The organism is Archangium sp. (assembly GCF_057119385.1).
In genome coordinates, this window is record NZ_DBNGVP010000183.1 from 109,203 (window position 1) to 122,012 (window position 12,810).

Here is a 12,810-nt window from a genome sequence, read left to right on the forward strand (position 1 = left end):
AGCGGACTCTACAGCCCGCTCACCGCCCCCAGCAATCACGTAAATCCCGCCAACTGTCGAGATTTATTGGCTTTCTTGCTCGTTTGCAGCCGGAGCGGACGAGCTCGCCTCGGAGTCCTTCGCGCCCTCGGCCCCAGTCTCTTCAGCCTCTTCGGCGGCCGCGGCGGCATCCGCGGGCCGCTTGGGCGGCGGAGTGGCGGGCAGGGCCTGGGCACGCTGCACGCCCGCGTCGTCACCCAGCTTGGTGAACAGTTCGGTGGCCTTGTCCCGCAGCTGGAGCTCCTCGGCCAGGGCGGCGGCCTTGGGCAGGTGGCCGATCTGCTCGTAGAGCACCATGGCCTTCTCCTTGCGGCCGATCTCCTCGTAGAGCGCCGCCGCGGTGGCGGACTCCCCGAGCAGCTCCAGCCACCGGGCACGGCCGGCCGGCTTGTTCTCCGCCTCGGCGCGGGCGAGCTCCTTCTGCGCCAGGGCCTTGGCCTCGTCCGTCAGCTTCAGGCGGTTGAGGAAGTGGAAGGCCTTGGGAGGCGGCAGCGTCCCGAGCACCTCCACGGCCTCCTTGCCGCGGCCGGCGTTCACCAGCAGGGTGGCCGCACCGAGCCGATCCCCGCGCTCGACCAGGGCCTTCACCTCCAGGTCCCGGACGCGGTTGGCCGCCGCGAAGTCGCGGGTGCGCTCGTACGCCTTGCGCGCCAGCGCCAGCTTCCCGGCACGCTCGTAGGCGAGCGCCGCCTGATCGAACTGACGGGCCCGCTCGTACAGCCGGGCGACGTTCTCGAAGTCACCCTTGCCGATGTAGATCTCCATCAGCAGCTCGTAGGCGCCGGCCTTCTCGAGCACCTGGGGGAGCTGCTCGGCGGGGACCGTCGCCATGAGGCGGCGGGCGGTGTCGTTGTCCTTGCCCGCCAGCGCGACGCGCAGCGCGCTCTTGATGTCCCCACCGGCCTCGAAGAGCCGGACGGCATCGGCGAAGGAGTTGTTGCGCTCGTGCATGCGCGCCGCGTCGCGGGTACGGCCCATGCCCTCGAGCTGCTTCGCCTGCTCCGACCAGTCACCCGTCAGCTCGGGCAGCGGCTGCCGGCGCTCACGATCGCCACGATCCCGGCGCTCGCCCTCGGGACGCTCGCCGCGCTCCCGGCGCTCGCCGCGCTCAGGACGCTCCCGGCGCTCACCCTCACGGCCTTCCCGGCGCTCGCCGCGCTCACGACCCTCGCGGCGATCACCCCGCTCACGACGATCACCGCGCTCACCCTCCCGGCGCTCCCCCGCGGGAGGACGGGCGGCGGCGGGCTCCTCGCGCTCGGGCTGCGGCTCGCGGCCGCTCAGCGCGAAGGCCGACGAGGCCCGCTCCGCATCGCCCGCGGCGCGCCAGGCACGGCCCACCAGGTACATGACGTCCACGTAGGCCTGGAACTTCTCCTTCGCCGGATCCGCCGCGGGAGCGGCCGCACCCTCCGCGGGAGCAGCGGCCTCGGCACCCTCCGCCGCAGCAGCGGCCTCACCACCCGTGGCCTCCGCGGGAGCCGGAGTGGCCTCGGCGGCGGCCTCTGGAGCGGCACCGGACTCACCGGCCGCCGAAGCCTCGGGCTGGGGCGGCCGCGTCTGGCGCTGCACGCGCAGCAGCGTGGTGATGAGCCGGCCACGCACGTTGAGATCCAGCTCCTCGAGCGACTTCACCCGCATGGTGCGCAGCGAGCGGACGATCGACTCGAGCGGCGACTTCTGGGCGGCGAAATCGCTCTTGCCCAGCGCCTTCTCCAGGGTGCTCAAATCAGCGATGACGCGCTGGCCCGGACCGATGGGGCCTTCCGCGCGATCGCGCCCACGGCCCCGGGGACCATCGCCCCGGCCGCCGCGGCCGCCGTCACGACCACCGAAACCGCCGTCACGACCACCGAAACCACCACCCGGACCCTCACGGCGCGGACCCTGACCGGGACCTGCGCCCGGGCCCCGCCCACCGCGCGGTCCACCGCTTCCATTCTCCTGAGGCACGTGATTCTCCCGCTAAAACGCGTAGCGAAGGTTCGGCGTCACCGCGAACCCGAATGACTGAGACTTGACGAAGAAGCTGCCCGTCACCTCGATACCTACCGAGAAGTGGCGAAGGCGTGTGTAGTACTCCAGTCCCGGTCCGGCGAATACCAGAATGTCGGGGTCCGGCAGGAGTTGCTGCGGCCTGAACAGGGCGTACCCGGCACCGCCGCGGACGTAGATCCACGTGCGCTGGACGTCCTGGGCATCGGCCAGGCCCACCAGGTGGAAGCGAGCCACCGCGCCGGGCACCAGCATGGAGAAGTCGCCCGAGGCCGCGCCTCCCGAGTTGCCCACGTACTCGGAGCCCGCCCGGTTGGAGGCACCCATCACGAAGACGCCCAGCGACAGGCGCTCGCCGATGTCCACGCCCAGCTCCACCTGGGCCATCTGCCCGGGAGAGAAGGGCCGCGGGCCCGAGGTGGACGGCGGGTTGACGACGAAGAACGGGCCACCGAGCACCGACAAGTAGATGCCGCGCTCGATCTCCTCGAAGGACTCGGCCGGCCTGTCACCGGCGGCCTGCGCATGCGCGAGCGCGGGGAGGGCCAGAGCGGCGCAAACGACGAAGGGGCGGAAGGCTTTCATGCGGGGGCGGACGTTAGCCCAGCAGCGCCGGGACGCCAGTGCCAAAAAGCAGGATGGGCGGCCCCGCCTCGGCGGAACCGCCCACCTGAACCTTTTCACTGCTCGGCGGAAGCTACTCGCCGGCCGCCTTGAAGATGAACGGATAGGTGACCGTCACCGAGCCCCCGCCCTTGGGCTTGGGGAAGGCCCAGGTGCGGACGCGGCCGGCCACGCACTGCTCCAGCTCGGGGTTGCCCGCGGTGGACTGGGCCACGGAGGAGCTGATGACGTTGCCCTCGGCGGCGATGATGAAGCGCACGGACACCTTGCCGCCCAGCTTCGGGAAGCGGTTGAGCAGGCTCTCGTAGCAGTACTTGATCTGCGACTTGTTGCGCTGGATGACCTGGCGGATGAGCTCCTTGTCGAGCGAGCCGCTCACCGTGGCGTCCTCGGCCGCGATGCCCACGTCCACGCTCTGCTTGCCACCCAGGCCGCCCACGCCGGAGCCGTAGCCGCCCATGCCACCACCACGGCCCTTGGTGCCGACCGCGCCGATGCCGATGACGTCACCGCCACCACCGCCACCACCGCCGCCGCCCTTCAGGCCGAGGCCACCGAGGCCGCCCACCATGCTGCCCTTGCCGACCAGGCCGCCCATGGCGCTCTTCAGATCACCACCGAGACCGCCACCGCCGAAGAGGCTGGAGGCGCCGCCCTTGCCACCGAAGATCTTGGCCGCCATGTTCTTGGCCGCCGCCTTCTTGTCGGGCTTGGCGTTGGACGCGGGCTGGTTCTGCTTCACGACCTCCTTCTTCCCGCTGTCCTCCTTCTTCGCCGCCTTGGCCTTCTCGGCCTGCTTCTCCGCCTTCTGCTGGTTGAGCTTCTCGAGGAACTTGTTCTTCTGCGTCTCGGGCGGCTTGACGATGAGCTTGGCCAGACGCGAGTTGTTGCCCGCCAGCTCGTCCGCGAACTCGTCACCGGCCGCGGCGTGGTTGGCCGCCGCGATGACGAACATGGAGGCGAGGAAGAACATCACCAGGAAGATGTTGATGACGGCGAAGTCCATCGACTCGCCCAGCGCGGCGATGGCGCGCTTGGGCACGGGCTCGAAGACGGCCTCCAGCGTCACGCCACCCAGGTCCACCCAGAGGAAGTCATCCTCCTTGAGGGTGAGCGCGTAGGCCTCGCCCTCGTGGGTGGCCTTGCCGGACTCGATGACGGCCTTGAGGTCCGAGGTGTCGCCCTTGCGGGTGAGCTCGCCCTTCATCTTGCCGGTGAAGAGCACGGTGAAGCCCTGGCCGTCGGTGCGCACCACCTCGAAGCGCTCACCGCCCAGCTTGGCGTCACCCATGATGAAGTCGACGCCCTTGGCGGAGCCGACGCTGAAGGAGCGCTTCTGGCCCGGGGCGAGGAAGAAGTCGCCCACGCGCTGGTCGCCCCACATGAAGTGCAGGCCCAGGCCGAGCGGACCGTTGCCCTTGCGGGCGATCCGGCGCACGCGCGGAGCGGGCTCGGCGGGAGCGTGCTCCACGGGAGCGGCCACCGGCTGCGCGGCGGCCTTCGGCGCGGGAGCGGCGGCCACCGGCTGCTGCACCACCACCGGCACGGGGGCGGGCGTCACGGCGGCCGCGGCGGCCGGGGACACCGCCGCCTGGGACAGGCCCACGGCCAGCGGCGTCTCGGGCACGGGGGCCACGGGAGCCGGGGTCGGCGCGGTGCTCGCCGCGGCGGTCGCCAGGTTCACCGCGGCCACGGCGGCGGGATTCTCCAGGCGGATGGTGGTGCCACCGACCTTGATCTCATCGCCGAAGGACAGCTGTCCCTTGTTGACGCGCTTGCCGTTGACGTAGGTGCCCTCGACGCTGCCCATGTCGATGATCGACAGGCTGCCGTCTGCGGCCACCTCGATGACGGAGTGGATGCGGCTGACCTTCTCGTCCTCCAGGCACAGGTGTGCGGAGGCGAGACGGCCGATCTTGATGATGTCGCGCTCGAAGTCCTTGGCGGTGACGAGGGTGTCACCCTTGAAGACCTTGAGTGTCAGAGGGACGGGCATGGAAATTCCCCAGTTGGCTTTCGGCGATCTCTAGGACAACGCGTGCGGTGGCGGGTTCCCGGCTTTTTTCTACAGCTCACCCACCGACTGCATCACCTTGTCCTCGAAGTCCTCGCGGATGCGGATCAGGTTGGAGTGCTGGACCTTCTTGCGAGCCTCGACGTACTCGCCATCCGGCTTGGTGAGGTCACCCTCGATGGTGTCGTCCTCGAAGTCGATGGACTGGGAGCCGCCCTTCTGGGCCTTGCCCCCACCCCCACCGGCCTCCCGGCGAGGAGCACTCTCCCCCTCGTCCTGGGCAACGGCCGGGCTCACCGCGAGTACCACGCACAGCATCAGGAGCTTCCGCATGACTTTCTCCGAGCGGTTCCCCCTCCGGGGTTCCGCAGTACGTCCGCCAGCGCCGGAATCCGGCGCCAGCGGACGAAGGTTCGCATCAATCCCCCCACCCTCGCCACACACTCCTAGAAGATGTCGTCAGACGGTTCGGTCGGTTCCGTCTTGGCTGGATTCTTCTGCGCAGGTGCGGCGGCGGGCTGCTGGCCGGCGGCGGGCGGGGCGTCGGCGGCGGGAGGCGGGGTGCCACCGGCCGGGGTGGTCTGAGGCGGGGCGTCGGTGCCCGAGGCGGGGGTGACGGTGCCACCCTGCCTGGCCTCCTCGGCCTTCATCGCCTCCTGCTGCTGCTTCTGGAGGGCCTCGAGCTGCTTCTGCTGCTCCTCGGCGGCCACGGCCTCGCGCTGGGCCTGGACGATGGTCTCGGCCTCGCGCAGCAGCCCGAAGATGGGGTGCTCGGCGTTGAGGGCCACCTCACCGCCGGACATGGCGATGTACTTGCGGTACAGCTCGATGGCGCGCTCCGGAGCACCCTTGTGGCGGTGCAGCAGGACGGCGCGGTTGAAGTGGACGGCGGCCATCTTCGGGTCGAGCTTCTCCGCCTCGTCATACTCCTGCATGGCCTTGTCCAGCTGGCCCTGGCCCTTGTAGGCGATGCCGAGGTTGAGGTGGGCGGCGGCGTTCTTGCTGTCGGCCTGGAGGATGCGGCGCAGGTGCTCCTCGGCGCCGGGGTAGTCCTCCGAGTCCAGCTCCATCTGCGCCAGCTGCACGCGCGAGGGCACGTAGTCGGCGCGGACCTCGATGGCGCGCTTGAAGGACAGGCGCGCGGCGTCCTTCTTGTCCTCCTGCAGGAGGACGAGGCCGATGGTGTGGTGCAGCTCGGGATCGTTCTGGTCGATCTTCATGGCGCGCAGGGCCACCAGCTTGGCCATGGCCAGCTGCTTGCGCTCCAGGTAGCTGCGCATCATCACCTTGTAGGCGGTGACGGACTGGGGCTCGCGCATGAGGGCGGCGCGCGCCAGCTCCATCGCCTTCTCCTGGTCACCGGTCTGCCGGTAGATCTCCGCCAGACGGGCGCGGGCGTTGCCGTCGTCCGGGTAGATCTTGAGGATGCCCTGGTAGATGGACACCGCGCCGGAGATGTCGCCCGCGTTCTGGGCGATCACCGCCAGGTTCTCGGAGGCCTGGCGCAGGGTGGGCTTCTTCTTGAGGGCCGCCTGGTAGCGGGCAACGGCCTCCTGGGTGTTGCCCTGCCGCTCGGCGAGGACACCCAGGTTGTACTCGGCCTCGGCCACGTTCGGGTCCGCGTCGAGCGCGGCCTTGAACTTGCGCTCGAGCGACGGGTAGTCGAGAGCGTTGGCCTTCTTCTGGGCCTCCAGCGCGCCGAGGGCGTCCTCGAAGAGGAGCTTGGCGCGGTTGGAGATGGGGGGCGGCTCGTTGGACTTGCTCGTCTTGCCACCGGTGGTGCCGGTGTTGCCGGTGGTGGCGGCAGTGGTGCCCGCGCAGCCCGCGGCGAACAGCGCCGCGAGCGCGGCCAGGAGGATTGAGCGCATCATGGGGGGGCGATTCATTAGAGGAAGTCCTCCGGTTCCTGCTCGTCCGTCCCGGCCTTCTTGGGCGTCCCCTCCTTGGTGGGAGCGGACGGACCATCGACCTGGGTGGCCGTCTGCTGCTGCAGCCGCCTGGCCAGATCCGACACGTCCTCGGCGGCCTCCTGCGTCTGCGTCTGCTCGGCCGTGGCCGTCTCGACGACGGGCGGCGGCACGTCCTGGATGGCGGTGAGCAGGTCTCCACCGATGACGAGGTCATTGCCCTTGGAGAGGGCCACCTTCTCCTCGACCATCATGGGGAACTGATCCGGGCGGTAGGTGGTGCGCAGCATCTTCAAGCTCTCGGCCGCGCAGTTGTTGAAGATGTCCAGCTCGCGGGCCTTGGCCACGGCGTTGCCGAAGGCCTCGGCGGCGCTCTCCTTGAGGGGCTGGGCGTTGTTGCCGAACTCCTCGCGCAGCGCGCCCTCCGTCTCCTCGTCGATGCCCGGGGGCATGGGCGCGTTGATGAGCTTGTCCGCGAAGTTGTCGTAGACGAGACCCAGGCGGTGCAGGGCGCAGATGCCGGGCTCGGCGGCGCCGATCTGCACCGTCTGCACGTACTTCTTCTCCACCACCGCGCGCGAGTCGTTCTTGTCCTTGATGGAGGCCTTGAACTTCTCCGGGCTGGCCGGGCGGCCCCAGGACAGCTTCACGCGCGAGTAGAACTGGAAGTCCGGCTCCACGCTGCGGAACTGGGCGCGGGCCACGGGCTCCAGCGCCGGCTTGTCCAGCGACGTCTGCAGACGCTTGGGCAGCTTCTCGTAGTAGTCGAGGATGCGGGCGTAGAGGCGCTCGGTGTCCTTGGGACGGCGCAGCTTGTTCTCGTAGATGTCGACGATGCGGCCCTCGGCCATGAGGAACTTGCTGGGGCTGCGCATGTACTGGCGCTCGTACTCCTCCAGCTGCGTCATGGCCTTGATGTAGTTGCCCGTCTTCTCGTGCAGGTCCACGATGGCCAGGAACACGTCCTCGGCGTCCTTGGCCTTGGGCCAGAGCGTCAGGTAGCGCTCGCGCAGGGTCAGGGCCTCCTTGAGCTGGCCGAGCCCCTCGCGGTAGGTGGCCGCGTTGAAGAGCGCCACCTGGGCCTTGGACTCCTCCCACTTCTGCGGGGCGCCGGGCTTGTCGGACACCACCACCGGAGCCTTGCCCTTGCCCTTGCCCTTCTTGGCGCGGGAGGGGGCCGGCCTGGCGGCGCCACCACTCTTGCTGGCCTCGTAGCCGTCCACGTACTGCTCGTACACGTCCGCGGACTCGAGGAAGTCACCGATGGCCTCCAGCGCCTCCGCGTTGTTGTAGATGCACTCCGGCACGAAGCGCGAGGACGGGTACTGCTCGATGATGCGCTGGCGGACCTGGATGGCCTTATCCAGCATCTTCGCCTTGTAGTAGTCCACCGAGGCGTTGAAGAGCGCCACGTCGGCGATCTCCGTCTGCGGGAAGTCCGCCACGAAGGACAGGTAGGCCTCGGCCGCCTTGGCGAACTGGTTCTTGGCCTCGAGCTGGCTCACCAGCTTGAAGGCGGACTGCTCGATGACCTTGGAGAGCTCGTCACGGAACTTGCCGGTGGCCAGCTTGTCGTTGGCGTAGAACTTGCGCGCCCACTCGTTCACCTTCGCCCAGTCCTCGAGCAGGTTGTACGAGTCGAGGATCAGGTTGGCGGCGATCTCCGCGGCGCGCTCGCCGGTCTCGAACTTGTACTCGGGCGAGCCGAGGGCGATCTCGCTGAAGCGCAGCACCGCCTCGTCGAAGTGGTTGTGGCGGTAGTAGATGTTGGCCGCCTTGAAGGCGATCTCCACCTTCTTGTCGCCCTTGGGCACGTACTTCAGGTAGCGCTCGCAGGCCTCCAGCAGGTCCTTCTTGCCCTGCGGGATGTTGGCCTTCTTGCGGATGTCCTTGCTGATCTCGTCCTTGAAGAGCCCCTTGGCCTCGGCGTCCTTCACCATCTCGTCATAGGCGAGCACGGCGTTGTACGCGGCGTTGCTCAGCCACTTGCCCGGCTTGCCGGGCTTGGGGTTGCCCTTCTCGTCCTTGGCCTCCAGCTGCTTCACGTCCTGCAACACGACGAGCGTGTAGTTGGCCGCGGCCTTGTCGAACTTCTGGAGGTTGTCGTTGAGGAGCTCGGCCCAGAAGAAGCGCAGGTCATACGCCTTGGAGCTCTCCGGGAAGAGCGTGAGGTAGTCCGAGTAGATCATGTCGGCGTAGCCGAACGTGGCCTCCTCGCGCGTCTTCTTCGCCTCGTTGTGCCAGGTGACGGCGAGGTTGGACAGGGTGCGCTCGGCCAGATCCTTGGCCTCCTCGAGCGCCTTCTTGTCCTTCTCCTCCTTGATGACGCCGGAGCCCTCGACCTCCTTCATGATCTTCACGAGCCGGCGCACCTGCGTGACGGTGCGCTCCTTGTTGCCCATGCGGAGGACGATGTCGACGATGCGGCCCTGGAAGCCCGGGGCCTCGGGGGAGAGCGGCTTCTCCTTGATGAGGGTGTTGTAGGTGATGGCCGCCTCGCGGTCCTTGCCCTCGCCGTAATACATGTTGGCCAGGGTGCGCATCATCGCGAAGCGGTCGTCCGGGTTGGTGGCGACCTTGGAGAAGTCCTCGCGGGCCAGCGTCACGTCACCCTCGCGGGCGTAGGCGCGGACGTAGTCGGTGCGCGCCTCGCGCACCAGCGAGCTGCCCTTCTTGTTGGCGCCGCCGTCCTTCTCCACGGCCTGCGCGCCCGCCAGCTCGCCGTAGAGCACCACGGCCTTCCACTTGTCCTTGGCGTTGGCGTAGTCGGCGAGGTTGAAGTAGCACCAGCCCTGCTTGTAGAGGGCGAAGGCGTACACCTGGCTCTCGGGGAACTCGGCGGCCTTCTTGTAGGCGGCGAGCGCCTTCTCCAGGTCCGCGTGCTTGCCCTTCGAGTTGTTGAAGTAGTACTCGCCGAAGGCCAGCCAGGCGTCGGGGATGTACTTGGACTTCGGGTGCTTCTCCACCAGGCGCTTGAAGGCCACCAGCGCCTTGCGATCCTGGCCGTCCTCCATCAGGTACGTGCCGAGGAAGAAGAGCACCTCGTCCGAGCGCTCGAAGTCCGGGTACTCCTGGACGATCTTCGTGTACTGCTCGAGCGCGAGCTTGCCGTACTGCTTCTGGCGGGTGAGGAGCTCGGCCTTGCCCGCCTTGGCGCGGCTCTGGCCCGCGGCGTCCCCGCGGTTCATCGCCGCGATGAGCTCGTCGTCCTTCCGGTTCGCCTCGAAGAAGTAGAACTTCGACTCCTCCCAGTACAGCTCGCCCAGGCGGAAGAGCAGCGCGGGCTGCTCCTTCTGGTCCGCCGAGAGGGAGATGATCTTCTTGAGCGACTCGATCTGCTCGCGGCGCTTGGTGGCGACCTGGCCTTCCACGCCGAGGCGGAACTGGTCGTATTGGAGGGCGGGCGCGTTGTCCTGCTTCTCCTTCTTGCGGCTGATATCGCCAGCGAGCGACTTGTCCACCACGGCCGTGGAGCTCTTCTTGCCGAGGTTGGCGTCGCGCGGCGCTTTCTTGTCCTGCGCATTGGCCGTCGTGGCCAGGAGCAGAAGGCTGAGGAGGAGCGTGCGGCGCATGGGTTTCCTCTGCGGGGGTCTTCCGTCGCGGTTCCTCGCCTGCTCGGCAAGTGTCCGGGACTCTTCGGGAATTTCCATCTGGAAGGCGCGCACTATGCGCGGTGCGTTGGGGCCGGTCAACAGCCCCTTGGGGGCATGCCGGGCTGCTTGGACCCAGCCGGAAAGTTTTCAGAAGGGCTGTGCGAAAAGCGTTCTCCGGGTTGCTCTGTCAGTCCCTCCTGGTAAGGGGGAATCTTGCGCCCGGCCGTCCGGCTGCCCACCAGGGAGATGTCGCACCACATGAGCCTCCTGCCCGAGAGCGCCAGCTTCGAAGAGCTGGTGCAGGACTACTTCCTCGCGATACGCGGCAGCGGATTGATGCTGTCCGCGCTCGACGTGGAGCTTTTGACGTCCTGGGCCGAGCAGGGAGTTCCCTTCGAGGTGGTGGCGCGGGGCATCGCCCGCTCGGCGGAGAAGGCGCTGTGGGACGCGCGCCCCGGCGAGCCGGTGCTGCGCAGCCTCCGGGCCTGCCGCAAGCAGGTGGAGGCGGAGATCAAGAAGCACCGCGAGCGCACCGCGGGCGCGGGCACCGAGAGCAGCCGGCGCACGGCCCGGATGCGCTCGTGGGAGGAGCAGCGCCACGCCCAGCTGCAGGCCTCGCTGGAGCGGCTGGCCGAGCGGGAGCCGGCGCTGGCCCCCCGCGTCCACCGGCTGCTGGAGGCGGTGCTGCACGAGGTGCCCACCGAGTTCGCGCGGATGGAGGCCCTGGAGACGCTGGTGGGGCTGATGCTGCTGCGCGCCCTGCCCTTCTCCGAGCGGCGCGAGCTGTGGCGCACGGCCCGGGGGGAGGACATGGATCAGCAGTACATGTCCTTCCGCGCCCGGCGGCTGGCCCGGCGCTTCCGGCTGCTGGCGGTGGTGCGCCGGCGGCTGGGGCTGATGGATGCCTAGAGCGGTAGGTGGGTGAACGTCCGTGTAGCAGGCTGACGAGCGTCAGGGCGCTCTGCTATGGCCTGCGGACATGGGCACCAAGGCGAGCGGCGAGGTGTGTGGCGAGTGTGGGGGGCGAACGTACCTCATCGAGCGGCGCGGAGACCGGGCGCAGGCACGGGTGTGCACGTGCTCGGCCCGGTGCGGGCTGTGTGAGGGACGCGGGTACGCGTACGAGACGCGCGAGGAGACCTTCAGCGCGAAGGTGGGCCCCAAGCGCTACGAGGTGCTCGTGCCGTGCGTCTGCCAGCACCGGGCGAAGCGCATGGAGCACTTCAACCAGGTGGGGCTGCCCGGCGTGGCGGCGCACGCGAGCTTCGAGAACTACCGGGCCTTCAACGAGGCACAGGATCGGGCGCGCAACCTGGCGATGCACTTCGCCCACCACTACGCCAAGGGCGGGGTGAACAAGGGCTTCATCCTCAGTGGCCCGGTGGGCACGGGGAAGACGCACCTGCTGGCGGCCACGCTCAAGCACCTGGTGCTCGAGGTGGGCCTGGAGGCGCGCTACGTCGAGATCTCCCTGCTCTACGCCACCATCCGGCGCGGCTTCCAGGAGGGCAAGAGCGGCGGGGAGATCATCGGCCCCCTGTCGGACGTGGAGGTGCTGGCCATCGACGAGATGGGCAAGGGGCGCGGCAGCCAGTTCGAGATGGAGACGCTCGATGAGCTGATCGCCCGGCGCTACAACGCGGGGCGCACCACCCTCTTCGCGACGAACTACTCGCTGGAGCCGGAGCGCAAGAGCGTCCGGACCGCGGCACCGAGCGGCTACCGCAGCACCGAGGACGCGAAGACCGCGGCCCGCGACGTGGAGCTGCTGCGCGAGCGCGTGGGCGAGCGCATCTACAGCCGCCTGTGCGAGATGTGCGGCTTCGTGGAGCTGCCCAAGGAGACGCCGGATCAGCGGCGCATGCGGCAGGAGCTGGACGTGCGCCCGGGACCTCCTCCGGGCGGCATGCGCGGCCCGGGACGCTGAAATCGTGGGCTCGAGGCGACGAATTCAGGACTGCTCGGGCTTGAGCAGTCCCTCTTGAGCGGCGTACTGCCGCGTCGTCATCAACTCCTCGATGAGCTCGTGGGAGTCCGGAAACATCTTCTCCGCCAACTCTCCCAGCCGGAGCGCCTTCTCCAGTGTCTCCTTCGTTCGCTCGGCATTCCAGTACCGGATCAGCCCCCACCACGCGTCCTTGAGCGTCACCGAAGCCTTGGCCGCGGCTTCCTCGTAGAGCTTCGCGGCCTCGTGCGAGGAGTCACGATAAGTATCCAGGAAGAAGCCCAGTTCCACGAGGGCGGGAGCGCCGCGGTAGGACCCCTGGACGGCCTGCGCCAGAAGCCGCTGAACCTCCGCGAAAGCGGGCTCCGGGTCCTGCCCCTCATCCGGTGCGGTCCAGAGCCTCCGTTGCAGCAACCAGGCGAGGAACAGGGCGTTCTGCGTGAACGCAGGGCAGGTCTCGGCCAGCTCACGGTGCAACCGGAGCTGCTCCTCGCTCGGCCGGGCGATATCTCCCGACTGCCGGGCTGCTTGGAACCTCGCTATCAACTCCTCGAGTCCAGGGTGCGCCATCGCTCACCTCACCGTTCCCATCTTCTCCATCAAGCGCTCCCAGCCTGTGAGCCGGACTCATCCCGTGGGGCCGTAGCAGCGCCGGTATGGCCGCAGCCCCAGAGGGACAGCACTACGAACACA

At 68.6% G+C, this 12,810-nt stretch carries 9 protein-coding genes; 2 read left to right on the forward strand and 7 right to left on the reverse strand.

Annotated features, from left to right (window positions below):
- Nucleotides 1-63: 63 nt before the first annotated feature.
- The 6 genes from AC16DP_RS43015 to AC16DP_RS43040 all read right to left on the reverse strand — a co-directional run bounded on the left by AC16DP_RS43015 (nt 64) and on the right by AC16DP_RS43040 (nt 10,151).
- Nucleotides 64-1,992, reverse strand: a complete 1,929-nt coding sequence (locus tag AC16DP_RS43015) for a tetratricopeptide repeat protein (RefSeq protein WP_329730401.1) — start codon at nt 1,990-1,992, stop codon at nt 64-66.
- Nucleotides 1,993-2,004: 12 nt separating this feature from the next.
- Complete coding sequence (gene cglE, locus AC16DP_RS43020; protein ID WP_329730400.1) at nt 2,005-2,619, reverse strand: adventurous gliding motility protein CglE; 615 nt, start codon at nt 2,617-2,619, stop codon at nt 2,005-2,007.
- A 112-nt stretch (nt 2,620-2,731) separates the two neighbouring features.
- The gene (gene gltG / locus AC16DP_RS43025) at nt 2,732-4,654 is read right to left on the reverse strand and encodes an adventurous gliding motility protein GltG (RefSeq protein WP_329730399.1); all 1,923 of its coding nucleotides are present in this window, start codon (nt 4,652-4,654) and stop codon (nt 2,732-2,734) included.
- 69 nt (nt 4,655-4,723) lie between these two features.
- A complete protein-coding gene (gene cglF, locus AC16DP_RS43030) occupies nt 4,724-5,005 on the reverse strand; it encodes an adventurous gliding motility protein CglF (protein WP_329730398.1) in 282 nt (93 codons plus the stop codon).
- A 113-nt stretch (nt 5,006-5,118) separates the two neighbouring features.
- Entirely contained in the window at nt 5,119-6,558 is a 1,440-nt protein-coding gene (gene gltE, locus AC16DP_RS43035) for an adventurous gliding motility TPR repeat lipoprotein GltE (protein WP_414640745.1), read from the reverse strand.
- Nucleotides 6,558-10,151 (reverse strand): tetratricopeptide repeat protein, encoded by a 3,594-nt coding sequence (locus tag AC16DP_RS43040; RefSeq protein ID WP_329730396.1) that lies wholly within the window; start codon nt 10,149-10,151, stop codon nt 6,558-6,560. The genes gltE and AC16DP_RS43040 overlap by 1 nt, the downstream gene beginning before the upstream one ends.
- Before the next feature lie 279 nt (nt 10,152-10,430).
- Here AC16DP_RS43040 and AC16DP_RS43045 point away from each other — a divergent pair, with 279 nt between their 5' ends.
- Entirely contained in the window at nt 10,431-11,081 is a 651-nt protein-coding gene (locus AC16DP_RS43045; protein ID WP_329730395.1) for a hypothetical protein, read from the forward strand.
- A gap of 70 nt (nt 11,082-11,151) precedes the next feature.
- Entirely contained in the window at nt 11,152-12,099 is a 948-nt protein-coding gene (locus AC16DP_RS43050) for an ATP-binding protein (protein ID WP_329730394.1), read from the forward strand.
- Between the two features lie 24 nt (nt 12,100-12,123).
- Here AC16DP_RS43050 and AC16DP_RS43055 read toward each other — a convergent pair whose 3' ends face one another.
- Nucleotides 12,124-12,687, reverse strand: a complete 564-nt coding sequence (locus AC16DP_RS43055; protein ID WP_329730393.1) for a hypothetical protein — start codon at nt 12,685-12,687, stop codon at nt 12,124-12,126.
- Between the last annotated feature and the right edge of the window lie 123 nt (nt 12,688-12,810).

What these genes read in the sequence shown, in the direction of transcription:
- gltE (WP_414640745.1), bottom strand. Translation starts at nt 6,558, where the DNA reads ATGAATCGCCCCCCCATGATGCGCTCAATCCTCCTGGCCGCGCTCGCG.
- AC16DP_RS43045 (WP_329730395.1), top strand. Translation starts at nt 10,431, where the DNA reads ATGAGCCTCCTGCCCGAGAGCGCCAGCTTCGAAGAGCTGGTGCAGGAC.
- cglE (WP_329730400.1), bottom strand. Translation starts at nt 2,619, where the DNA reads ATGAAAGCCTTCCGCCCCTTCGTCGTTTGCGCCGCTCTGGCCCTCCCC.
- gltG (WP_329730399.1), bottom strand. Translation starts at nt 4,654, where the DNA reads ATGCCCGTCCCTCTGACACTCAAGGTCTTCAAGGGTGACACCCTCGTC.
- AC16DP_RS43050 (WP_329730394.1), top strand. Translation starts at nt 11,152, where the DNA reads ATGGGCACCAAGGCGAGCGGCGAGGTGTGTGGCGAGTGTGGGGGGCGA.
- AC16DP_RS43055 (WP_329730393.1), bottom strand. Translation starts at nt 12,687, where the DNA reads ATGGCGCACCCTGGACTCGAGGAGTTGATAGCGAGGTTCCAAGCAGCC.
- AC16DP_RS43040 (WP_329730396.1), bottom strand. Translation starts at nt 10,151, where the DNA reads ATGCGCCGCACGCTCCTCCTCAGCCTTCTGCTCCTGGCCACGACGGCC.
- cglF (WP_329730398.1), bottom strand. Translation starts at nt 5,005, where the DNA reads ATGCGGAAGCTCCTGATGCTGTGCGTGGTACTCGCGGTGAGCCCGGCC.